The 23,296-nt window shown below is 41.4% G+C and carries 20 protein-coding genes; 4 read left to right on the top strand and 16 right to left on the bottom strand.

Translation table 11 applies throughout. The annotated features are described in order from the left end of the window. Positions 1-9: 9 nt before the first annotated feature. Complete coding sequence (locus IPZ60_RS10065; protein ID WP_194197667.1) at positions 10-1,131, top strand: regulatory protein RecX; 1,122 nt, start codon at positions 10-12, stop codon at positions 1,129-1,131. A gap of 266 nt (positions 1,132-1,397) precedes the next feature. Here IPZ60_RS10065 and IPZ60_RS10060 read toward each other — a convergent pair whose 3' ends face one another. The 7 genes from IPZ60_RS10060 to IPZ60_RS10030 all read right to left on the bottom strand — a co-directional run bounded on the left by IPZ60_RS10060 (position 1,398) and on the right by IPZ60_RS10030 (position 9,023). Further along, a complete protein-coding gene (locus IPZ60_RS10060; RefSeq protein WP_194197666.1) occupies positions 1,398-2,855 on the bottom strand; it encodes an anion permease in 1,458 nt (485 codons plus the stop codon). A gap of 320 nt (positions 2,856-3,175) precedes the next feature. Continuing rightward, on the bottom strand, positions 3,176-3,889 hold the full coding sequence (locus tag IPZ60_RS10055) for a YidB family protein (RefSeq protein ID WP_194197665.1): 714 nt from the start codon (positions 3,887-3,889) through the stop codon (positions 3,176-3,178). Positions 3,890-4,158: 269 nt separating this feature from the next. After that, positions 4,159-4,617: a hypothetical protein gene (locus IPZ60_RS10050; RefSeq protein WP_194197664.1), complete on the bottom strand. Its 459-nt coding sequence runs from the start codon at positions 4,615-4,617 to the stop codon at positions 4,159-4,161. Between the two features lie 28 nt (positions 4,618-4,645). After that, the gene (locus tag IPZ60_RS10045; RefSeq protein ID WP_194197663.1) at positions 4,646-4,924 is read right to left on the bottom strand and encodes a succinate dehydrogenase assembly factor 2; all 279 of its coding nucleotides are present in this window, start codon (positions 4,922-4,924) and stop codon (positions 4,646-4,648) included. Positions 4,925-5,054: 130 nt separating this feature from the next. Next, entirely contained in the window at positions 5,055-5,954 is a 900-nt protein-coding gene (gene folP / locus IPZ60_RS10040) for a dihydropteroate synthase (protein WP_194197662.1), read from the bottom strand. A 156-nt stretch (positions 5,955-6,110) separates the two neighbouring features. Then, the gene (gene ftsH / locus IPZ60_RS10035) at positions 6,111-8,006 is read right to left on the bottom strand and encodes an ATP-dependent zinc metalloprotease FtsH (protein WP_197101570.1); all 1,896 of its coding nucleotides are present in this window, start codon (positions 8,004-8,006) and stop codon (positions 6,111-6,113) included. Positions 8,007-8,390: 384 nt separating this feature from the next. Beyond that, positions 8,391-9,023 (bottom strand): RlmE family RNA methyltransferase, encoded by a 633-nt coding sequence (locus IPZ60_RS10030; RefSeq protein ID WP_194197661.1) that lies wholly within the window; start codon positions 9,021-9,023, stop codon positions 8,391-8,393. Positions 9,024-9,346: 323 nt separating this feature from the next. Here IPZ60_RS10030 and IPZ60_RS10025 point away from each other — a divergent pair, with 323 nt between their 5' ends. After that, positions 9,347-9,655 carry a YhbY family RNA-binding protein gene (locus tag IPZ60_RS10025; RefSeq protein ID WP_194197660.1) on the top strand — a complete coding sequence of 103 codons (309 nt, stop codon included), beginning with the start codon at positions 9,347-9,349 and terminating at the stop codon, positions 9,653-9,655. 309 nt (positions 9,656-9,964) lie between these two features. Next, positions 9,965-10,708 carry a hypothetical protein gene (locus IPZ60_RS10020; RefSeq protein WP_227669327.1) on the top strand — a complete coding sequence of 248 codons (744 nt, stop codon included), beginning with the start codon at positions 9,965-9,967 and terminating at the stop codon, positions 10,706-10,708. A gap of 175 nt (positions 10,709-10,883) precedes the next feature. Here the strand turns inward: IPZ60_RS10020 and IPZ60_RS10015 are convergent, their stop codons facing one another. Further along, positions 10,884-11,612: a CHAP domain-containing protein gene (locus IPZ60_RS10015; RefSeq protein ID WP_194197659.1), complete on the bottom strand. Its 729-nt coding sequence runs from the start codon at positions 11,610-11,612 to the stop codon at positions 10,884-10,886. A 249-nt stretch (positions 11,613-11,861) separates the two neighbouring features. Here IPZ60_RS10015 and IPZ60_RS10010 point away from each other — a divergent pair, with 249 nt between their 5' ends. Further along, the gene (locus IPZ60_RS10010; protein ID WP_194197658.1) at positions 11,862-12,377 is read left to right on the top strand and encodes a hypothetical protein; all 516 of its coding nucleotides are present in this window, start codon (positions 11,862-11,864) and stop codon (positions 12,375-12,377) included. A 298-nt stretch (positions 12,378-12,675) separates the two neighbouring features. Here IPZ60_RS10010 and lpxC read toward each other — a convergent pair whose 3' ends face one another. From lpxC to gshB, 8 genes are all read right to left on the bottom strand, one after another. Continuing rightward, positions 12,676-13,593, bottom strand: coding sequence for a UDP-3-O-acyl-N-acetylglucosamine deacetylase (gene lpxC, locus IPZ60_RS10005; protein WP_194197657.1), 918 nt, complete (start codon positions 13,591-13,593; stop codon positions 12,676-12,678). Between the two features lie 373 nt (positions 13,594-13,966). After that, positions 13,967-15,172 carry a cell division protein FtsZ gene (gene ftsZ, locus IPZ60_RS10000; RefSeq protein WP_194197656.1) on the bottom strand — a complete coding sequence of 402 codons (1,206 nt, stop codon included), beginning with the start codon at positions 15,170-15,172 and terminating at the stop codon, positions 13,967-13,969. Between the two features lie 248 nt (positions 15,173-15,420). Continuing rightward, positions 15,421-16,713 carry a cell division protein FtsA gene (ftsA, locus tag IPZ60_RS09995; RefSeq protein ID WP_227669326.1) on the bottom strand — a complete coding sequence of 431 codons (1,293 nt, stop codon included), beginning with the start codon at positions 16,711-16,713 and terminating at the stop codon, positions 15,421-15,423. A 180-nt stretch (positions 16,714-16,893) separates the two neighbouring features. Then, positions 16,894-17,688: a cell division protein FtsQ/DivIB gene (locus IPZ60_RS09990; protein ID WP_194197654.1), complete on the bottom strand. Its 795-nt coding sequence runs from the start codon at positions 17,686-17,688 to the stop codon at positions 16,894-16,896. A gap of 479 nt (positions 17,689-18,167) precedes the next feature. After that, positions 18,168-19,136: a D-alanine--D-alanine ligase gene (locus tag IPZ60_RS09985; RefSeq protein ID WP_194197843.1), complete on the bottom strand. Its 969-nt coding sequence runs from the start codon at positions 19,134-19,136 to the stop codon at positions 18,168-18,170. 150 nt (positions 19,137-19,286) lie between these two features. After that, positions 19,287-20,726 carry a UDP-N-acetylmuramate--L-alanine ligase gene (gene murC, locus IPZ60_RS09980; protein WP_110923300.1) on the bottom strand — a complete coding sequence of 480 codons (1,440 nt, stop codon included), beginning with the start codon at positions 20,724-20,726 and terminating at the stop codon, positions 19,287-19,289. A gap of 84 nt (positions 20,727-20,810) precedes the next feature. Continuing rightward, positions 20,811-21,896: an undecaprenyldiphospho-muramoylpentapeptide beta-N-acetylglucosaminyltransferase gene (gene murG, locus IPZ60_RS09975; RefSeq protein ID WP_194197653.1), complete on the bottom strand. Its 1,086-nt coding sequence runs from the start codon at positions 21,894-21,896 to the stop codon at positions 20,811-20,813. A 417-nt stretch (positions 21,897-22,313) separates the two neighbouring features. Continuing rightward, complete coding sequence (gene gshB / locus IPZ60_RS09970) at positions 22,314-23,285, bottom strand: glutathione synthase (RefSeq protein ID WP_194197652.1); 972 nt, start codon at positions 23,283-23,285, stop codon at positions 22,314-22,316. Between the last annotated feature and the right edge of the window lie 11 nt (positions 23,286-23,296).

Raw genomic sequence — 23,296 nt, 5'->3', positions numbered from 1 at the left:
TGATTTATTATGAAAATTAAAACCTTAGCTGAAATACTCGCTGAATCGGACACCGATTCAGCGAGTTCTCCTAATGCCCAACCAAAAAAATATACTAAGCACACATATAAAGATGAGCCAAAAAAGCCCCGTAAATCCGGCAAGCGACCTACCTATTCAAATAAAAATAACGCTATAGCCAATGACTCGTTAATTAGTGATTCTACTGCTGACATAGACTCGAGCGACCCACTCTTCTCTTCCTCTATCAATCAAAAAACATCCAAACCTAAAAAGCGTCAGAAACGTGAAAAACGCTTCCATCCAGCGGCTAACTTTAGCCCTGAGCCTAGTGATGTGCCTACTTACCTGCCACCTGAAGGGCAAAGTATCAAAGAGATGCTAGAAGAGGTTAAGCACAGCGTTCATGGAGGTGAAACAGATAATAGCTTAGCAACAGATACTGGTCATAGCACTGATCCGTCTTTGAGAAAATCAAAAAATGAAGTTGAGCTTTCGACTCCTGATGATAACGACATAGACAATCAAAACGATAATATACCAGCTGCTCTCAAAGCTTATTTGCGTACACCTGAACAGAAACAAGCAGAGATCGATGCGATTAAAGCCGAAAGCCGCTTACGTTGGTTGGCATTTTATTATTTGTCGCGCCGTGAATATGGCAAATCTGAGCTGAAGCAAAAACTCATCGATAAGGAACAAGATCCAGAGAAAGTTGATGCGCTCCTTGATGAATTTGAGGAGAAAGGCTATCAAAGCGATTACCGCACTACTTTGATGCTAATACGTGAAAATATTCGTAAAGGCCGTGGACGTGGTCGTATTAAGCAAGAATTTTATCGTAAGAAAATTGCTATGCCCGGTAATATCGATGAACTAATCGATATGGCAAATGCAGAGTCAGAGGAATTTAGCGAATTTGTAGACGACAATGATGACAACTTGGTCGATGGCGTAGACTGGCTAAAATTGGCTGTCACAGCACGTACTAAGAAATACGGCGATGACATACCAATTGAGCAAAAAGACAAAGCCAAACAGTTGCGGTTTCTACAATATAGAGGATTCAATACTGATATATGTTTTGCCGCGCTCAACTATACGCTAGACACGTTAGATGAGCGTTTTTAGCCAACACTCACCTATATATTGACTAAGGCGTGTCTTCAATTCACTCGATATTCATCTAAATGGGCTAAAAATGGCTAAATCTTGCCAAACTACGTCAAATAGCTAGTTAATATCCCGATATTATCTGCACTATTTTTCTTGTTTGACGGCAATTTATCTCACTTTTATCACCATTTTTAAAATGAAGACACGCCCTAGGTAAAACAATGTAGTCAATTCAATTTAAAAGTAGTACAAGGCAACCGAGTGTATATTTAGATGGCTTATTAATAATAACCAAGCACTTTCCACCAAATTAAACCAGCACCTATCCAAATGACTAGGTTAACCACGCTCATAATCGCACCAATGCTCCACCACTCTTTTAACGTCACATAGCCAGAATTAAAAATTACAGGGGCCGTACCAGTCGCATAATGGGTCAAGGTCATCATGATATTACCTGCTGCAGCTAAGATTAAAGCATATAACATTGGCGGCGCGCCGAGGGTCAGGCCAACCGCATAGAATGCTGCAAATAGTGCGGTAATATGGGCGGTAGTACTAGCGAAAAAATAGTGTATATATAAATAGACTAAGGTCAGAATTGTCACTGCACCTATCCAACCTACCCCAGTCGTTCCAATAAGAGACTCAATATTGCCCGCGAACCAGCTAATCAAACCAAGCTTGTTCAAATAAGCGGCCATCATAATCAGTGCACCGAACCAAACAATGGTGTCCCATGCAGACTTCTCTTTTAGAATGTCATCCCACGTCAATACACCAGTCAATATCAACGTCGTCAAGCCAATAAAGGCGGTTGTGGTGGCATCAACGCTATACTGCTCACCCAAAATCAATGCAGGAATGTTCGCCCACAATACCAACATAAGGCCAAATACACCGAGCATTATTTTTTCGTGGGTGCTGACTTGACCCATTTCTGTTAGATTATCTTTTGCGAAGTTTTTGGCATCAGGTGTTGCTTTGACATCAGGAGGATAAATCAGGTAAATAACTAATGGCATGACGATCAGACAAAGCATACCAGGGATAAACATCGCCACTGCCCATGTCGTCCACGACAGCTGAATATCGCCACCCGTCGCTTTATTCACCAGCTCTACAACTAAAGGATTGGGGGCCGTCGCAGTAATAAACATACCAGAGGTAATAGGATTGGCGTGATAATTCACCATCGCTAAATAGCGACCAATTTTATTTTGAGTGCCTTCTTCTGGCGTCGAATGAAAGCTTTGTGCAATGGATTTCATAATGGGATGAATAATACCACCACCACGTGCCGTATTAGACGGTGTAATGGGTGCGACCATTAGCTCAGCAGCGGCCAAGGAATAAGCCACGCCAATGGTTTTTTTACCAAAGATAGAGATGAAATAATAAGCGATACGGCGACCCAATCCTGTCTTTATCAACCCACGCGATATCATGACTGCAATACCAATTAGCCAAATCAAAGGGCTTGAATAGCTTGATAAGGCATCGCTAATAGCTTGCTTTGGACTATCACTTGTGACGCCTGTCAATGCAACTAAAGTCACGGCAATAATAGCAATGGCACCAATAGGTAATGCCTTTCCTATGATAGCAACAATGGTCGCGATGAATAGTGCCAGCATATGCCACGCTTCTGGTGTGACACCCGTCGGCACTGGGATAACAAACCAAATTATCAAACCAACTAAAATAGCGATAGCCGCTTGAACAGGCTTAAATGGCATAAATAATAATCCTTATAAAATCATTGAACGAACAAATGGATATACCTTTCATTCAATACTCTTAGTGTGACAGGTATTACCGTCATCACTTAAGTTGTCATCTTAGCTATTTTATAAGATTTATAGAATTCTTACATTATTGTTTACTGTTTTTAACATATCTATTTAGATTAAAAAACAAGTTAGTGACAACTGTTCTGCTAAATATGGTATTCATGTATAAGCTATAAAAAAACAGCCCGTCTAGTGACGGGCTGTTTTTTTATTATGCTTTCATTGATATGTCTAATTTTGCAAATAGAAATTTATTTTATAAGAGACTATTTGAAATTACCAAGACGGTTAGATAATTTGCTAATGATTTGGTCAATCTCTTCATTGGCTTCATTTTCAGTATCTAAGTTACCATTTGGTGTTAACTGATTCATCACTTCAGGCAGTAGTTCAGCGAGACCCTGACGTACTTCTGCATCATTGGCACCGGTATGCGCAGCTACTTGTTGAATTTCATCTTCATCAAACAAGCGATTGATATCATTAGGATCAAGGTTATCGTTAGTTTCTTGACTGCTCATCCAAGAGCGCGCTTTGCTTTCATGACCCATAGCAGTAATTTTTGATAGTGCGCCACTCAAGCCACCATTACGCTTGATCCAGCTGAGTACCATTGGCATTAAGGCAGCTATTAGCATGCTTTTTCCACCAAAGCCGCCACTTTGCTTTTGACTGCCACCCAATACACTGCCTAAGATATCTCCTAAGCCACCAGCACCTGAGCTCATACCACCGCTTTGAGTGCTTCCAGTCAGACCACCTAGAATATCATCCAAACCAAAACCATTATCAGCCTGACGATTATTTTGTGGATTATTGGCACTGGCCTGATTGCTTCCACCCAATACACTACCTAATATATCACCCAGACCACCAGTACCACGCGAGTTCGCGCTTTGGTCGATAGGACTACGCTGTGTACTTTCTGGATTCATCGCACTACGGGCAACTTGGCTCACTAAATTCCCTAACAAGCTCATACTCTACTCCTTTTTTTCATCATATTATTTATTATCAAAGAATCTCTACTCTGTCTCAACATACTGATATTTAGATAGTATATGACGACTGTAGAGCATTCTTGAACGAAACACGTTACTCTTACAAGATAAGAAATTGCTTTCATTATCGAGAGAGCTGTTTTGTTATAAGCTGTGATCACTCATTAACCCTAACCTTATAACGCAAAGCTAAAATTGAAAAGGCTAAAATACTAGTACTGAAATATAAGTGTTAAAATAACAACCACTTACTTCCTCTTAGCAGAGCTCACATTAGCTAAAATATTCAATTCTCGCCACTGCTCGGCGCTCATTTGATCACGAAATATTGTTATTGATAAAGAGCGTTGGTAAGGTTCTACAATATCGAACTCAAAGCTCATAGCCCACCGATAATTATGGACATCGACCATTTGTGCCTGCCACAGCTCATCACCGCGACTCGTCCTAATCATTAGCTGCCAACCTCTATCAACACGCTGACTCAGGGGTGGTTGGCTCATATGCAATAGTACGAGCCGTGATAATATCAAATACCCAGTAACTGCTGCTGCCACTATTGAGATAATGACATACTGCCATACGTTTAGAGAAGCTAGCCATGCGAGTATAACCATGGCACTCGTCAAACTCATATAAAACAACACGCGTAAACAGCTAGCAGGCTGAATAGCAGTATCAATACGTAATGAAGTTGCCACAGTCATATTTGAGTGCCACAGTAAATATGAAGCATTAAGCCAAATCTTTGGTATGACGCCATGTTTTAATTTTATTCACTAGCGCCCATATTTCTTCGTTTTCTGGACGATTTTGATTGGTGAAATAATCTAATAAATCAGGGTCTTCGTGAGTCAACATTTCTGCAAATGTATTTTGCTCTTCAGGTGACGCGGTCAAATATAGTTCTTTGACATAAGGATCAATATAAAAATCTAACTCTTTGAGTCCACGGCGGGCTTGATAAATAATACGGCGCTGCTCATTGGTTGGTTCTGGTTGTGTGGTGGTCATAAAGCTACCTTCGTCAATTTAAATAGTTTTTAATGGTATATTTAGATTTTTCTAAAATCGTTTTTTATTTCTTTAAATAAAGCATAAAACACTTATAGTATTGGACAACAGCGTAAACGAGTATAAAAGTCTATTGGTGACGGTCATACTCAGACAACTGACTCCATAGCGCTACTGCTTGCTGCATCATCACCACATTATGTGTACGAATAATACTTGCTCCTTGCTGTAAGGCAAAAATACCTGCTGCCATTCCTGCTGCATCACGCTCTATTGCTTGAGTTTTAGCCACTGCTTCAACGCCACTTTTAGCCAATACTTCTGCTAAAAATCGCTTACGTGAAATGCCAAACATCATTGGCAATCCCAGTGTCTGCAACCGCTGAAGCTGGCTTAATAGTGCACAGTGGTGCTCATAGTTCTTCGCAAAACCAAAGCCTGGATCAATAATTATTTTTTCACGTTTGACGCCGATATTGATTACTTCATTAATACGGTCGACCAGCTCGGTACTCACATCATCTATTACATTATCATACTGTGCCAAGTCATTCATCGTCGTCGGCTCACCGCGCATGTGCATGAGCATGACTGGTATATCAAGCTTGGCTGCCATTGTAGCCGCACCATCACGCTTTAGAGCTCGTACGTCATTCCATATGTCAGCACCGGTTTCAAATGCGGCTTCCATAACTGCTGGACTACTGGTATCGATAGACAGCCAAATATCATTGCCAAAAGATTGTCTAATGGCTTGAACAATAGGTACAACGCGATGCATCTCATCACTCGTAGCGACAGCATCTGCATTTGGGCGAGTAGACTCCCCGCCAATATCAATAATAGTCGCGCCTTCATTAATCATTTTCTGGCAATGAGCAACGGCCGTATCTACTCCGTTAAACTGCCCACCATCGGAGAACGAGTCTGGCGTGACATTAAGTATACCCATAATATGAGGTATTGATAAATCTAAAGTTTTATCACGACTAGATATCTTGTAGTCAGGTAAGGCTTGGAATAATGACATAACCTATTTATCTCTCATAAGAACAATTTTAATTATTACTGCCTATGCTCATGATACCAGTAAATCTTACTCGGCCCTAAATCCTTCATAAAACAATGACAATAAAAAAGCCCTTTATATAAAGGGCTTTCTTATTGAGAGTTTATAAACCAAACGCTACATCGCTGGTAATGGTGGCGGTGTTGTGCCCGTTGTTTTAATGTCATTCTTTGACAGATTGACTTCGTTATGCTGATAGACTCTCGGTGGACGCGGCGCTTCACCTGCTAGGATATCTTGCAGTTGGTCACGATCAATAGTTTCCCAGTTCATGAGAGCCTCAACCATGGCATGCATTTTGTCTTGATTGGCTTCAATCAATTCACGAGCGATATCATATTGCTCTTCTAGCATACGGCGTACTTCTTCATCAACCTTCTGCTGAGTGGCTTCAGAGATCGTACGACCACCACCGCCGAAGTATCCTTGTGAGTTGTCATCATCTTCGTACACCATGATACCAAGTGCATCAGACATACCATACTTCGTCACCATCGCACGTGCCATTTTGGTGGCGCGTTCAAAGTCGTTCGAAGCACCCGTCGACATTTGATTGATAAACACTTCTTCGGCGATACGACCACCGAACAAAATAGCAATGTCGCTCAACATTTTCGATTTATACATACTGGTCTGATCGTGCTCAGGCAACTGCCAAGTCACACCAAGGGCAAAACCACGAGGCATAATAGTGACTTTATGCACAGGATCTGTACCCGGTAATAGTTCAGCTACTAACGCATGACCTGCTTCATGATAGGCAGTCGCACGGCGCTCTTCTTCGCGTATCACCATGGACTTGCGTTCTGGACCCATATATAACTTGTCTTTCGCATCTTCAAAGTCATTCATATCGACGCTGGTCTTGTTACGACGTGCTGCAAATAATGCGGCTTCGTTTACAAGGTTAGCAAGCTGTGCACCACTGAATCCAGGTGTACCGCGAGCAAGAGAACTTGCGTCTACACTAATCGTGTTTGGCAATTTCTTCAAATGAACTTTTAAGATTTGCTCACGGCCTTTGATATCTGGCAAACCTACTTGTACTTGACGGTCAAAACGACCTGGACGCAATAGCGCCTTATCAAGAACATCAGCACGGTTAGTCGCAGCAATAACGATAACGCCTTCATTGCCTTCAAAGCCATCCATCTCAACCAATAGCTGGTTCAATGTCTGCTCACGTTCATCATTACCACCGCCCATACCGGAGCCACGATGACGACCGACTGCATCAATCTCATCAATAAAGATAATACATGGAGCACTTTTCTTCGCTTGTTCGAACATATCACGTACACGTGATGCACCGACACCGACGAACATCTCAACGAAATCAGAACCTGAGATAGAGAAGAACGGTACTTTAGCTTCACCAGCAATGGCTCTTGCTAGTAGCGTCTTACCAGTACCCGGAGGGCCTACCATCAAGATACCACGTGGGATGGTCGCGCCTAGCTTCGTGAATTTATCTGGAGCACGTAAAAACTCAACCACCTCCACGACTTCTTCTTTGGCTTCTTCACAACCAGCCACGTCTTCAAAGTTGACGTTGATTTGATCTTCGGTTAGCATTTTAGCTTTTGATTTACCAAAGCTCATAGGGCCGCCGCCTTTTCCGCCTGCGCCGCCTTGCATATTACGCATGAAGAATAAGAACAGACCAATAATCAATAGAATTGGGAAGCTGGCAATCAATAATTGCATCAATACGCTTTGGCGCTTTGGTGCAGTTCCTTGAACTTCGACTTGGTTTTCACGTAGCAGTGGCATCAGCTCGTCATCTGATACAGCAGGTCTAATGGTCTCAAAAGCTGAGCCATTTTTCTTCTCGCCGGTGATCTCTTCGCCGTCAATTTCAACACTGGCTACTTGGTTTTCTGACACAGCGGTCACAAACTCAGAGTAGTTAAGGCTATCCGGCTCAGATGATTGATCGAAGCCGCTAAACACCAGCACTAAAACGCCGATTACCACCAGCCACAATAAGGTATTTTTTACCATGTCGCTCACTAGTTATTCCCATCCCTTACTTATTGGTGTGTTTATTAAACACGTGACGTCTATAAACGTATCGCTCATTTTCATAAACCTATCAATGTCAGAATTTTCTGATTGGGGCTTATACATGTCAAATGTCTTAAAAACAGGTTTAACAAGTTATAAATATCAATGATATATGAATCTATCGTAGATGAGCTTATCAAGCGCTTATTGTCAGACGACTTTGCCTAAAACAAAGTTAATATACCATGATATGTGGTACTAACCTGCATAATTCAAGCAGGTATCGCTATTATTCAATCAACGATTGTAACGTTTTTAATATTCTAATAGATATACTTAATGGTGACACAATATCCAGCTTACAATGGCAATAACTCATCGAAGTTAAAACTATTTAATTGCTATCCAAAACATCTCTTTTGAGCGCGGCCTAGAAGCACCTGGTTTGATACTACGGATTTTACTAAAATCCTGCTGCATCTGCTTGCGTAATTCTTGTGTTCCTTCACCTTGAAACACTTTCATAATAAGTGCGCCACCTTCTGGTAAGGTTGCCAAAGCAAAATCCACTGCCAGTTCACATAAGTACATCATACGCGGCTGATCGATCGCGCTATTACCTGCAGTATTGGGCGCCATATCAGATAACACCACATCGACCTGCCTATCGCCAACTTCTGCCATGATGCTATCAAACACCTCTGCTTCACGAAAATCACCTTGGATAAAGGTAACATCAGGCAAAGTATCCATAGCCAAGATATCAGAGGCAATCAAAATGCCTTGCTCGCCCACCAACTGACCAGCCACTTGTGACCAACTACCAGGAGCACTGCCTAAATCTACAACCGTCATACCTTTTTTAATCAGGTTGGTTTTTTCATTGATTTCTAATAGTTTATAGGCAGCGCGGGCACGATAGCCATCTTTATGAGCCTTTTGCACATAGTGATCGTCAATATGCTCTTTCATCCAAGCGCTACTACTCTTTGACAATTTTTTATTTTCGATACGCGTGGCCAAAATACCTGCTCCTATTGCTTTGCAAAACCCTAATACATACTAATGAAATAGCCACTACGTTTATAAAATGCTTTAAAGATGGACTCAATCAGACCATCAACTTGTTCTCTTGTCTTGAACTGAACAAATTCTATTGGTTAAAACACTGTTTTATAAGACAGTAGCGTTTATAATGTGGCTAAACATTCAGTTTAACATTTTCATCACGTAAAATCGTGCAAAATCCTGCTGATCTCATGCAAGTTGACCACAGATTATCTATAATGGTCATCAACTGCTCTCAATAGCACTATCATTTATTTTTATCAACACTTAGGAATTCTATGGAACTCGATAACGCTACAATCAAACGCCTAAGAGGCATTGGCCACGAACTAAAACCGATTGTCATGATTGGCAATAAAGGTATTACCCCAACCATCACTGAAGAAATCAATCGTGCTCTAACAGATCATGAACTCATTAAAGTAAAATTGCCTGCTGGCACGAAAGAAGAGCGTGATATCGTTGGTGCTGAACTTGCTAAAGCAGCTAATGCGTCTTTGGTTCATTCTATTGGTCGTATGGCATTATTACTACGCAAAAATCCAAATGCCAATCCAAAACTATCTAACCTAGCACGTCACGCATAGTAATTTGTGATGGCACATTTAGTTTAAGAAGTGTCATGCCGTAAGATCTTATATCACAGCTAAATCCTTACAATAAAGCCTAAAAGCCGCGATGCAACTTGCTCGCGGCTTTTATATTGTCTACTCTCATCGATTTGCCTGTTTTATAGTACTAAATCACGCAATCAATATAATTTTCTCATTATAGTCAATCCTCTATAAAAAATTGACAGCGTTACCCTCGATTGAAGTATCACGTATACCTCTGCATTCGGTTGCCTTGACTTTCTTTTAAATTGAATCAACTATATTATTTTTGAGTTTTATAAAATGATGAATCAAACCTTTGACCTTTGCATAGCAAACGAAACGATAGCAAGTGATGCACAACAACTTGGCGTAACTGTAGATGATCTCAAGCGTATCTGTGTGCAAGTAAGTGCTCATATTGTTCAATACCCTAAGGTATGTTTACAGCTGACTTACCACATTACTTTGCCAAACCAAATGCTGGCAGATAAATTGGACTTGCCTACATGGCAACCTGAGCAGGTCGGCTTTTCTGACTACTTATGGGAAGAGACCTGCCTTGAGTGCTTTGTTACTGGCAGCACTATTAACTCTAATACTGTTACCGAGTATACAACGTCTTACGTTGAGGTTAATGCCAACCCAGATGGCCGTTACGCACTCTATCAATTTGAGAGTTACCGCAACCCTGCGACATTACCGCCGACACCTTTATACCAAGACGATGGACACACGCGTGCCTCTATTGAGTGGACTAACAAGCCAAAGCAGCAAAGTACGTCCGCAAACATGGATTTACTCGGACAACCAAACACTCTAATTAAACCTGAACTCAAACCTAATAGTTACGAGCGAAGCTTCAACATACCATTAACTCGGCTGTCTGACTCGCCTCTGAAATATGCTATCAATAGCACTATCATTGAGCAAATACATCCATGCGTTATCTTATGGTTGGACAAGACGCCTTTATACTACGCAACCAGTCATGTCTCGCCACCTGATTTTCATAATCGCCAGTACTGGTCAAGATTTGAGCTTTAGCCATATCACATGCAGAACATTACTTGAATAACACTATAAATAGAACAATCTCTAATCGTTACTCTCACTTAAACTTGATGTTTAAAATATAAAAAAACCCAGTAATGTCATAAAGAACATTACTGAGTCTAGAGAAAACGGTTTGCTTAGCAGATGATTGCGTGTACTTAACTGATTACTTATCAGCCATCGCAAGATAGATACCACGGTCCGATGCATCATCAACATACTGCGAATCGCGCCATGTGGTATAGCTATAGTTGCCACTATATGGGCTGATGCTGTTTTGACGGAAATCAGATACCCAGTCATTGCCATCAAAGATCTGAATGTGACCATGTGGACGACTTGAAGTACGGTTATAAACCACGACATCGCCAACTTGTGGCTGCATATCATTACTAATTTTAGTAAAGCCTGCTTTAGCTAGTGTGCCACGAGAGGCATATTGATAAGCTGAAGGGTTCGGCGTAAATTCGTAACCAGCTGATTGTAGAGCTTTACGTACATAACGAGCACAGTAGCCAGAGCTTCTAGACAAAGCGACGCGTGATGCGTTTGCTGCTGCAATAGCAGGAGCAGAAAAACGATCTGGAATTGATTTTGCTTGCTGCTGACGCTGCTCATAAGATAGGCGGCTGGTTAGCGAGGCAAGCTGATATTCTTTTTGCTTAGCATGTGCGCTTAGATTATCAATGGCTTGGCTGATCTCATCGTTACTATATACATGAGCACCACTGTTCGTGCTATAGATATTACGACTAGAACCATAGGTCGCAGAAGTAGAGATATTTGTGGTGGTATGACTCAAGGTATTATTTGGTTGAAAGGTTGTTTCGACAGCACCACTTGCCTGTGCTATACCCATTCCCAATACTGACAAAATTAATAAAGCTTGTTTCATAAATTTACTACCTATTGTTAATGCAAGACAGCTCGTCATCCTTGACGAAGCATCAATTAATTTAGTGGACATTATCATTAAACAAACATGATAAAATCCTTATGACAACAGCCTGCTCTTTCTTCTGTAGTGACTAATGCTGCTATCAGCATTCATTTAGTCAACTCTCATGTAAATCGTTTGCCATATATCGCTTTAGCATGTCTGTTATGAATATCGATTTTGTCACCTATTAGATGAGTCATTACGATGTCAAAAAAACAGCCTAACCGGCTTGCCCAACTTATTGATCATCAAGCTTTTGCTGGTAGCGCACTACCCCAAACACTTGCTGACAACATGAGACTATATATAGAAACGACCAATGAGGTAAAAGAGCTATTGGTAGACTGTCTACCTGAGGAAATCCTCAATACCTGTTGGGTCGTAGGCTTTACTTCTGAGCAATTAATTATTAGCGTTGGCTCGATGACTGCTGCTAATCACATACGGTATTTGCAAAGTTCTTATTTGCAGGTACTGACAGAGCAGTCCATTACATTTAAACAACTCAAGCAAATCCATGTCGTGGTGGCTAGCAAATCGGCTAATAATTATTCATCTAAACAATCATCAACATCATCTGCAGTCTTGTCAAAGCCTCAGAAAGCCAATGAAAATCAGGCCCTTAGCCAAAACATAAAGCGGACTATATCACAGGCTGCAGAGCATGTCACCACTGATGAAAAACTCAAAAAAGCACTTTTGCGCCTGATAAATTCTTAAAAAACCTGACTCTAACATGTAAAGTTATGTAAATAAAAACGTAAAAACTGGCCAACAACGCTGAGATTTTGTAATGATGCCAACAAAAAAAATCATCTACCAGCGCTATTCATAATATGAATATCACCGACAGATGATTGGAAAACTACCTACAGCTTTTGTATTCTCTACTCTAAAGAAAAATTATTAAAATAGTCATGGCTCTATATTTAAATTATAGAATATTATAGGAATGTAATTATCGTAGACCTATGTAATATTGCGTCAATGTTTCGATACTTCGTGTATACCCCTCTCTTCACCCTTCAACAGCCATCCCTTTCAGAGGAAGATACTCGATAGGACAGGTTACATTGTCATCAAAAGTTACAATTTCAAAGTTATCATGATCAGACAGTATTTCACGTACTAACAAGTTATTTAATGCATGACCAGACTTATAAGCGTTAAAACGACCTAAAATTGGATAACCAATCAGATATAAATCACCTAGCGCATCCAAAATTTTATGACGAACAAACTCATCACTAAAACGTAAGCCTTCTTCGTTAAGAATATTGGCTTCATCTATAACTATAGCATTGTCCATGCTACCACCTAGCGCCAAATTATTCTGGCGTAATGCCTCAATATCACGTAAAAATCCAAAAGTACGTGCTGAGCTCAACTGCTCAATGAAATTTTGCGTTGAAAACTGCAGTTGTGCATGCTGAAAATTCTTATCAATAGCAGGATGATCAAAATCAATTTCGAAATTTAATTCAAACCCTTCATACGGGCGCAGCTCTGCCCATTTATCGTCGACTTTTACACGTACTGGTCTTATGATCTTAATAAACTTTTTCAAAGCGTCTTGTTCACAAAACCCTGCATCAAGTAGCAATGCAACAAAAGGTGCCGCACTACCATCCATAATAGGAATCTCTGAAGCAGAGACACGGATTAACAGGTTATCTACACCAAGTCCAGCAATCGCACTCAATAGATGCTCAACCGTACCTACTCGTGTACCACCGAATACTAGATTTGATGACATCATGGTGTCTTGTACTAAAAAGGCGCTGGCTGGAATTGGTTGACTGCCTTCGATATCAGAGCGCTCGAAAACAATACCTGTATTTATCGGTTGCGGATGAAATTCTAAGTCAACAGGCTGACCACTATGAAGACCAGTACCTGTAATAGCTATCGCAGTTTTTATGGTTCTTTGGTTCATGACTGTCTTCTCACATATTTTGTTACAATTGCCATAGTGTACCATTACAAACCCCTAGTTCGCCACAGTTAAAACTCGCTATTTTCCTTATCTCCTTGATTGATAACACTTATCGCACCAAACTGAAACTATTTCTATGCGCTACTGACACAACCGTCTCTATATAAACAGCCATATTCAAGTCTATTTTTATCATCGAAAAATATTCCAAACTATTATTTAGTGATGATTAGCGACTCCTAAAATAATACTGCTATCAATAAAAAGTCATAAAATAATGCCTTTGCAAACAGACATACTTTATTTACAGCCATAAAAAAGCCAGCAATTGAATGCTGGCTTTTTTTACTCTATGTAAAAACATCTCAAAACACTATTTGTTTTGTTGGCGTTTTAGATAGTCTTGAATACTGTTGGTTTTGGTTTTAGCCTGCTCTTGAGGCGCATTAGAACGTACCGTAGCAGAGGTATCTTGATACAATTGAGCGTTTGACTGCTTTTGGCTGTTCAAAGCACTGGTATGTACATTAGGATCAACAGGCTGAGTGCTGTTCACAGAAGGCACTGGCTGCTCCACTACTTCAGGTTCTTGACCAGCATTTTCATCCAGAGTTAGACCCGTTGCGATGACTGTCACATGCAAGTCGTCACCCATTTTTTCATCGATAACTGAACCATAGAAAATATGAGCATCATCAATATCAGTGATTTCTTCAACGATAACACTGATCTTGCTCATCTCATCTAATGATAGTGACTCAGAAGAAATCACGTTGACCAGTAGACCTTTAGCATTTTCTAAACGTAAATCATCAAGTAACGGAGATCTGATGGCTTTTTCAGTCGCTTGACGTGCACGATCATCACCACTTGCACGGCCAATACCCATCATCGCATGACCTTTAGCAGTCATAGCAGTACGGATATCGTTGAAATCGATATTGATCATGCCTTCGCTAGCGATAGTTTCAGCAATACCTTGAACCGCATGCAATAACACATCATCTGCTTTTTTAAAGGCATCTTGCATAGAGATATTGCCGTAGACACTCATCAACTTATCGTTTGGAATAGTAATGATAGAATCAACGAAGTTGGTTAGCTGCTCAATACCAGCCTTAGCCGCTTTGATACGTTTGCCACCTTCAAACTTAAATGGTGTGGTCACTACGGCAACTGTCAACACTTCCATTTCTTTAGCAATACGAGCAACCACTGGTGCTGCGCCAGTACCTGTACCGCCACCCATACCAGCAGTAATAAATACCATATCTGCATGTTCAAGTAGCGCACGGATAGCTTCTTCTTCGCTTTCTGCTGCTTCACGTCCGACTTCTGGATTGGCACCAGCACCTAGACCACGGTTCGTCTTTGCACCCAGTTGTAGTTTATGCGGCGCTGTTAGACGATCAAGTGCTTGTTTATCTGTATTAGCACAAACAAATGTCACACCTCTAATCCCTTGTTGTACCATATGTTCAACTGCATTACCGCCGCCGCCGCCCACACCGAATACAGTGAAGCTCGCTTGGCCATTGTTTTGAAGCTGGTTATCATCTGGCATGGTGTATTTTGACATAAAAAGGATTCTCCAGTTGCAGATAGCGTGATGATTGATACGTGGTAACGCACTCATATGGCGCACTATCGACATACTATATATAAATGTATTTAAATAAAATAGGGTTATGGCTTAAATCTTTCAGCATAGATAACAATAGGTCATCATCGCAAAGGGTATTACTTTTTATATTACTTCGTTTTCTGCTTAAATAATTTAGTGTACGCTATAAGAGTGCTAGTACTTTCTACATTATACCAAAAAACCTACAATATCTTTTTCAGTACACTAGCAAAACGTTGCCCTGCACTCTGAAAAACACCAGTGACTCGATTTTTTTGAATCGCTTCAGGCTCACTCTTTTCACTACGACGGAACTGTTCACTTTGACTATAGAGTAGCGTACCAAACGCTGTCTGGTAGGCACGGTCATTTACTTGAATATTCAGCTGCTTGAACGATTCATCATTATCAAAATGATTATAAGCACTGATAGCAGGATGGATATTGGTCAGTACCACAGGCATTTTGAGCAATTTTTTGGCAAAAGGTATCATACCTTTAACCACGCTGCCACCACCAGTGAGAACGATACCTTTGTCTATATAACCAATCAAATCTGCGTCATATAATTGACGAGCCACTTCTGTAAATATCTGGACATAGCGAGCTTCAATAATGCGGGCTAAATTATAAATGCCAATGTTAATCTCATCGCCTGACCCTTGCGGTTTAAAGATAAAGAATGAGCTAGGATCGACACTATTAACATCGACAGTACCATGAGTCTTTTTGAGCTTTTCAGCTTCAATCATTGATATGCCAAAGTCAGCTGAGATGTCCATCGTTACTTCATGGCTTCCCGTTGCGATACAGTGGGTAAATATCAGTTTGTTTTCTTTATAAACACAAATACTGGTGGTACTCGCACCAATATCTACCAAGCATACACCTTGTTGACGCTCATCGCTCATCAAGCTATATTCAGCGCTTGTCACTGCATCGAAGACAATATGGTCAATACCAACGTCGCAGCTTTGCAGTAATTTCTGGATATTTTGGCGGCTAGACACTGGCATCATCATCATGTGATACATCACGGTGATATTATGCGCCATGGTTTCGATAGCATCATCAACCATAAAGTCTTGATCGTTGACGTAAATACCTTGCTGACAGCAGTGCATCAAATAATAGTCTGGTGGCAAATCATGTGACTTAGCATTAGACAGCGCTTGCACCATATCTTTGGCACGTACAGCCTCTTCTTCCACTTGCACGTCACCTGCACTATTTTTGCTAGACAGTTCGGGCGTTGCCAATGTCAACCAAACACTATGTACACGGCAATTGGCAGTATCTTCTGCTTCTTGAATGGCTTGCTTGATAGCACCTTGCAAACGCTCACGATGCTTTATTTGACCTTGATAAAAATCGCTATTTTTAACTTGCCCAACGCCCAAGATGCGAATGTCTTTTGCAGAGACAACATTGCCAATGACGACATAGACTGCCGTGGCACTTAAATGGACAACAACCAGATTTTCAGTATTTTTCATGGTACCAGACAAATTATCGCTAAACAGGAGACCAAATGACGTCTCCATTAGATCATTAAAAAATCGCTATCAATACACTATAATGTTGTGTATTCAGTGCTAAATACTATTAAAACCGTTCAAAAAAAACAGCTCAAACCAGAAGTCAAAATATTAACCAGTTTTCGCTTATATCTATCATTATGGTGCTTCATCGTTCTCTGGCTGTACCATATCTCCAGAAATGGTAAAGCCGTTTTTATAACGCAAATCTACTGATTGTATTTGGTCTCGACGCGCGCTTAGTTGATTACCAAGTAGCTGACTCAAGTTCAGTAGCTTTTGCGCAGTGTTTTCATTATCAACGATGACGCGTAGTCCATTATTAAAACGAATCAACCATGTCATTCTTGGTGACAAAATAATATCTTCAACTTGTATACCTAGTGGTGCGTACCAATCGTTGACTTGCTGCATCTGTTGCATGATAACTGGTGCTTGGGTAATCTCACCTTGCAGAGTAGCAAATTTTTCTTGCGTCAAATCTTTAGTATCAGCAGGGACAAAAACCGTACCTTTTGCATCAACCAAACGTTCTGTCCCAAAATTGGCAACGGCCTGTTTAGGTAGTGCAGTCACCACGATGCCACGCTGCCAATCACGAGAAACACTCACTTGATCCACCCAAGCCAGACCTATCGTGATGTCTCTTAATGCTTGCAAATCAGAGGTAAAAAAACTACTTACTTTCTGCTGATCCATGACTTGTTGTAACGACTGATATTGAACGCCTGTCAAACCTTTATGATTGACATGGATCGCAGCTGGAGGCGCATCACGCAAAGCCTTGCCACCCATGATCAATATCAGTACAAGCAACCCCAATACCATTGCCATAAATAAATATTTGACTAAACTTGGTACTTGTAGCTTAGATTTTGGGCGACGGGCTGTATCACTCATCAAGTCAGTTACCTCGTTGACAGTTTGAGCCATAACGACCTGTGTCCCTATATTTGCATAAAACGGCTTATGCTATTTATTGATGTCAGTCTACATACATTATGCAGAGAGCTATTAAGTCGATATATTATCAAAGTCTTTGGCTAAAACAATTTATATGATGCTATTACGCATATTTAAACGTAACATTTTTCTTAATTCATAGATAACTTATGGTTTTTTCTTATAAAAACTTAAACATCATCAAGATATAACCACAATATGCAATATTAACGTATTTCATAGTCAAACAATAGCCTAACCCTTACTGGCAACAGCGAATTTACACAAGTTTACATGAAGTTGTGATATAGCATCTCTAGTGATACATTAACTCGATTATTTTCAGGAAAAACTATTCATTGTAAATAAAAATCGACTAGTGTCATTGATAACATTTTCAATTCACTTACGCAGCTCGCTCTCTGAATGACGCTGCGTGAATAAATAGGTACAACAATACTTAAAGCTAACTACACTGTCTGCGCTAAAATATGCCAGCATAAGGTATCAAAGTCCATGCCTCGAGCCTTGGCTGCCATCGGTACCAAGCTATGACTGGTCATACCCGGTACAGTATTGATTTCAAGCAACCAGAAATTGCCTGCTTCATCTTGCATGGCATCGATACGTCCCCAACCTTTTGCATCAACAGCACGGAATGCAGCCAGACTTAAATCCTGTAAATGCTTTTCATCAGCATCGCTCAAGCCACACGGGATATAGTAGCTGGTATCATTACGATTGTACTTGGCTTCAAAATCATAGAAGTTAGTAATATCTGCGGGCTCAAGACGAATGACCGGATAAGCCTCGTCATCGATAATAACAATCGTAAACTCGCGACCGGTAATCCAACGCTCCGCCATCACCGCATCACCACACTGTACCGCTGTCGCATAGGCAGCCGGAAGCTCATCAAGATTGTTGACCTTCGTCATGCCAATACTTGAACCTTCATGGACAGGTTTGATGATAAGTGGCAGACCTAGCATGTTGACTACTTGCTGCCAGTCGGTATCCGCTGTCAACAATGAAAATGGGGCTGTCGCTACACCGCAACCTTGCCACAATTGCTTAGTGCGTACTTTGTCCATGCCCAGTGCCGATGCCAAAATTCCTGATCCTGTCTGCGGAATCTCAAACCATTGCAATACGCCTTGTAGCAAGCCATCTTCGCCGCCGCGACCATGCAACACATTGAACACGCGATCATACGCGCGTAGCTCAGTGATGTCTTGATGTTTAGGATCGAAATGAGTGGCATCAACGCCTTGGTTTTGGAGGGCCTGCAATACAGCCGCGCCACTGTCTAAAGATACGCTACGCTCATTACTACTACCGCCATAGACGACAGCAACCTTACCAAACTCACTCGCTTCTTTTACTTTGCTAGGAGCCACATTTGATGAGGCTTTTTGGCCTGACTGGTTATTTTCCATACTGTTTTTCTCTGCTTGTGCAACTGCTGCTAGGGCTGGCTCTGGATTAATAATAGCTGTCTTATCCTCAGCGGCATCCGTGGCTGTATTTCTTGCATGTTTTTGATCATTGTTCGTCGTCATGAGGATAACTCCTAGAATTCTTTTAGCTTACTTGATGTAAAGGTTGTTTGCAGCCAAATCAACGGATATTTGCCCCACATTACCAGCACCCTGAGTGATCAGCATGTCATTGGCTTTTAATAAACGCTGCATCACAGGCGCTAGATTATCTTTATCGACAATCGTAGGTTCAACTTCGCCGCGCAAACGAATACTACGCGCCAATGACTTGGTATCAGCACCTGTAATCGGGGTTTCACCTGCCGAATATACGTCTAATAATAATAGTTCATCTACACTTGACAGTACTTCGACAAAATCATCATAGCAGTCACGCGTACGGCTATAACGATGCGGCTGAAATAGCATGACTAAACGGCGATCAGGGAAACTTTGACGAGCAGCTTTAATAGTTGCATCAACTTCCTTTGGATGATGACCATAATCATCAATTAATAGGACATTACCATCATCGATATCTACAGAGGCATGCTGCTCAAAACGACGGCCAACACCTTCGAATTTTTGCAGGGCGCGCTTAATGGCTTCATCATCCACACCTTCATCGGTCGCCATCGTGATAGCGGCGAGCGCATTATAAACGTTGTGAGTACCAGGAATGTTGAGCGTTAAACGTAAAGGCTCACGGTCACGGCGTAATACCGTAAAGTGGGTTTTAGTGCCTTCAGTCACCAAATCAACACCTTGCACATCATTAAAAGGCTCAAGACCAAAAGTCAGTACAGGGCGACCAATATCATCAATCATCGCATACAATTCTGGATCATCACCGCACACCACAGCCAGACCATAAAACGGCATATTTTGTAGGAACTGAATATAAGCTGCTTTTAATTTATCAAAGCTATTCTCATAAGTTTCCATATGGTCTTGATCGATATTTGTCACAATTGCAGCCATCGGATGCAAAGATAAAAACGATGCATCAGACTCATCAGCTTCAGCGACTAGAAAGCGACTGCTACCGAGCGCGGCATTTTTTCCAGAGGCATTAAGCTTACCGCCAATCACATATGTAGGATCGAGCTGACCTTCTGCCATCATCGTAGTGAGCAAGCTAGTCGTTGTGGTCTTACCATGAGCACCCGCAACAGCAATACTATGACGATAACGCATCAATTCACCCAGCATATCTGCACGGCGTACCACTGGCAGGCGCGCTTCGAGTGCTGCTTTAATCTCAGGATTACTACGGTCAATCGCTGACGATACAACGATGACATCTGCATTGGCAATGTTTTTCGAATCGTGACCAATCGATATTTCGATACCAATCTGCTGTAACCGTCGAGTCACCAAACTCTCAGCGATATCAGAACCACTTACCTCATAACCTTGATTGCTCATTACCTCTGCGATACCGCACATCCCTGAGCCGCCAATACCCACAAAATGCAAATGCTGGATACGGCGCATTTCTGGTATTTCAATCAAACGTTTAGGTAGCGCTTTCGCAGAGGTAGGCATAATCAATTCTCTTGGTTAAAGGCGAATAAAATGTGGTGAATCAGAATAATCAGTTATAAAAATAGCAGCTGATAGAAATATAAGCTACAGGGTTTGCCAAATAATATCAGCAACCTGCTTGCTAGCACTACGGTTAGCAAGTGCATGGCCTTTCTTGGCCATGGTTAAGCAAGCACTTCGATCAAGCGCTGCCAGCTCATTGCTCAAACGCTGTGGCGTTAACTCAGATTGAGGTAATAAAATCGCTGCATCATGTGAGGTTAGCGTGCGCGCATTAGCCGTCTGATGGTCATCCACTGCATGCGGCAGTGGTACAAAAATAGCAGCAATACCGACGTTTTGAATTTCGGTAACGGTCAACGCTCCTGCTCGGCAAACAATGATGTCCGCCCAATTATAAGCAGCGGCCATATCATCAATAAATGGCTGTACTACAAATTTATGAATGCTCAATTCTTGCTCATCGTAAGCAGTTTGCGTGGCAGCCTCATTGTTTCGCCCGCATTGATGACGGACTTCAAAAGGACGGTCCATCAATGCCAGTGCTTTTGGCACAGTATCATTTAATACTTGTGCACCAAGAGAGCCACCAACTACCAGTAGCTTAAGTGGTGACGTATCATTCAAATCGTAACGTACTGTCGGCTCCACGACACCAGTGATGGCATTACGTACTGGATTACCAACCGTCTCTAGCTTTGCATCAAGCTCGCTATTTGCAAAAGTGTGCTCAAAGGCCTGTAATACCTTGGTAGCAATTTTAGACAGATAGCGATTACTCATGCCAGCAATAGCATTTTGCTCATGAATAATAAGCGGCGTGCTAGTCATACGTGCTGCAATGCCGCCCGGTGCAGTTACATAACCACCGAAGCCTACAACAATATCAATCTGATTGTTGCGAATGACTTTTATAGCAGCCATCGTCGCTGATAGCAGGGTTACAGGTAGCTTTAACAAGCGCCCTACTCCCTTACCACGCAGCCCTTGCATATCAATGGCATGAAAGCTATAACCCGTTGGTTTAACTAGGCCATTTTCCATGCCATTTGGCGTTCCTAACCAATGAATAATCGCACCGCGCTGAGTCAATTCTTCAGCCACTGCCAATGCTGGAAATACATGCCCACCAGTACCAGCAGCCATCATTAATATATGCGGTTTTTTCATGAACGCCTGCCTATCTTTTTATTTATATGAAGGACTTATCATCCTATCAGGATTTTAGTTATCGACAAATAACGACCCTATAAAATCTCGCATAGTATAGTGTAAATCGTTGACTTATATATAGCATTTTATGCGTCGTTAATAATAAAAATCCAAGCCGTGAACAACCTCGGCTTGGCTTTAATAAATACGCTTTAACATCGATAGAATCGATATCTTCAATTACGTTTCGACAAGATGTAGTTGATTCAATTTAAAAGTAGTACAAGGCAATCAAGTGTAGAGGTATATGTGATACTTCAAGCGAGGTTAACGCTGTCATACTTTTATAGTGGAATGACTATAGCTTAGCACAACTATTTTTTTATCATTGTGCACATACCTTAATGATAAATCACTCTATCATTACTACGATGCTTAAATCGTGAATTTATTTTCGATAGCGATAATGAAATCCGTTGCAATGTCTGTACCACACTGATCATCAATCTCGCGTACACAAGTCGGACTGGTAACGTTAATCTCAGTAATACGACCACCAATTAGATCGAGGCCAACGAACATGAGACCTTTTTCTTTCACGATAGGTGCTACTACTTCTGCCACTTGACGTTCGATATCGGTCAACGGCATAGCAACACCACTACCACCTGCGGCTAGATTACCACGGGTCTCGCCTTTGGTTGGTATACGAGCCAAACTATAATCTACCACCACACCATCGACGATTAATACGCGTTTATCGCCCTCGACAATCTCTGGTAAATAACGCTGTGCCATAATTGGCAGCGTCTCTAGCTCCGTCAATACTTCTAGTGTGACACCAATGTTTGGGCTATCAGCAGTCAGACGGAAGATACCTGTACCGCCCATGCCATCTAGGGGTTTGACAATAACGTCTTGCTGCTCAGCAATGAAATTGCGAATGTGCGCCTGTTTACTGGTCACAATCGTTGGGCTCATATAATCGCTGAACCAAGTGGCAAACAGTTTCTCATTACAATCACGGATGGCTTGCGGATCGTTGACCACGAGTACGCCTGCTACTTTTGCATGATCGAGCATATAGGTCGTATAGATAAAACGCATATCAAACGGTGGATCTTTACGCATCAAAATCACATCATAATCGCTGACTGGTGCAGTGCTTTTGTCACCTAATGTATAAAAATCTGCTGGATCACGCTTTACCGTTACTGGCTGCGTATCGACCATCAACTGCCCACGATTCAACCAAAGGTCATGAATCTGACAGTATCCTAGGCTATGCCCGCGATCTTGTGCTGACCACATCATAGCTAAGGTAGTGTCTTTTTTATAATTAACCTGCTCGATAGGATCCATAATAACGAGTATGTTTAACGATTTTTTTTGATTTTCTAGACTCATAACAAAACTCA

The sequence above is a fragment of the Psychrobacter sp. NG25 genome (assembly GCF_015234355.1).
Lineage (GTDB): Bacteria > Pseudomonadota > Gammaproteobacteria > Pseudomonadales > Moraxellaceae > Psychrobacter.
Note: the sequence above shows the minus strand (reverse complement) of the source record. Positions and strands in the feature narration are given on the sequence as shown.

Excerpts from the sequence above, each read along its gene's own strand:
- IPZ60_RS10065 (WP_194197667.1), top strand. The coding sequence starts at position 10 with ATGAAAATTAAAACCTTAGCTGAAATACTCGCTGAATCGGACACCGAT.
- IPZ60_RS10060 (WP_194197666.1), bottom strand. The coding sequence starts at position 2,855 with ATGCCATTTAAGCCTGTTCAAGCGGCTATCGCTATTTTAGTTGGTTTG.
- IPZ60_RS10055 (WP_194197665.1), bottom strand. The coding sequence starts at position 3,889 with ATGAGCTTGTTAGGGAATTTAGTGAGCCAAGTTGCCCGTAGTGCGATG.
- IPZ60_RS10050 (WP_194197664.1), bottom strand. The coding sequence starts at position 4,617 with ATGACTGTGGCAACTTCATTACGTATTGATACTGCTATTCAGCCTGCT.
- IPZ60_RS10045 (WP_194197663.1), bottom strand. The coding sequence starts at position 4,924 with ATGACCACCACACAACCAGAACCAACCAATGAGCAGCGCCGTATTATT.
- folP (WP_194197662.1), bottom strand. The coding sequence starts at position 5,954 with ATGTCATTATTCCAAGCCTTACCTGACTACAAGATATCTAGTCGTGAT.
- IPZ60_RS10025 (WP_194197660.1), top strand. The coding sequence starts at position 9,347 with ATGGAACTCGATAACGCTACAATCAAACGCCTAAGAGGCATTGGCCAC.
- IPZ60_RS10020 (WP_227669327.1), top strand. The coding sequence starts at position 9,965 with ATGATGAATCAAACCTTTGACCTTTGCATAGCAAACGAAACGATAGCA.
- IPZ60_RS10015 (WP_194197659.1), bottom strand. The coding sequence starts at position 11,612 with ATGAAACAAGCTTTATTAATTTTGTCAGTATTGGGAATGGGTATAGCA.
- IPZ60_RS10010 (WP_194197658.1), top strand. The coding sequence starts at position 11,862 with ATGTCAAAAAAACAGCCTAACCGGCTTGCCCAACTTATTGATCATCAA.
- lpxC (WP_194197657.1), bottom strand. The coding sequence starts at position 13,593 with ATGAACCAAAGAACCATAAAAACTGCGATAGCTATTACAGGTACTGGT.
- ftsZ (WP_194197656.1), bottom strand. The coding sequence starts at position 15,172 with ATGTCAAAATACACCATGCCAGATGATAACCAGCTTCAAAACAATGGC.
- ftsA (WP_227669326.1), bottom strand. The coding sequence starts at position 16,713 with ATGAAAAATACTGAAAATCTGGTTGTTGTCCATTTAAGTGCCACGGCA.
- IPZ60_RS09990 (WP_194197654.1), bottom strand. The coding sequence starts at position 17,688 with ATGGCTCAAACTGTCAACGAGGTAACTGACTTGATGAGTGATACAGCC.
- IPZ60_RS09985 (WP_194197843.1), bottom strand. The coding sequence starts at position 19,136 with ATGGAAAATAACCAGTCAGGCCAAAAAGCCTCATCAAATGTGGCTCCT.
- murC (WP_110923300.1), bottom strand. The coding sequence starts at position 20,726 with ATGCCTACCTCTGCGAAAGCGCTACCTAAACGTTTGATTGAAATACCA.
- murG (WP_194197653.1), bottom strand. The coding sequence starts at position 21,896 with ATGAAAAAACCGCATATATTAATGATGGCTGCTGGTACTGGTGGGCAT.
- gshB (WP_194197652.1), bottom strand. The coding sequence starts at position 23,285 with ATGAGTCTAGAAAATCAAAAAAAATCGTTAAACATACTCGTTATTATG.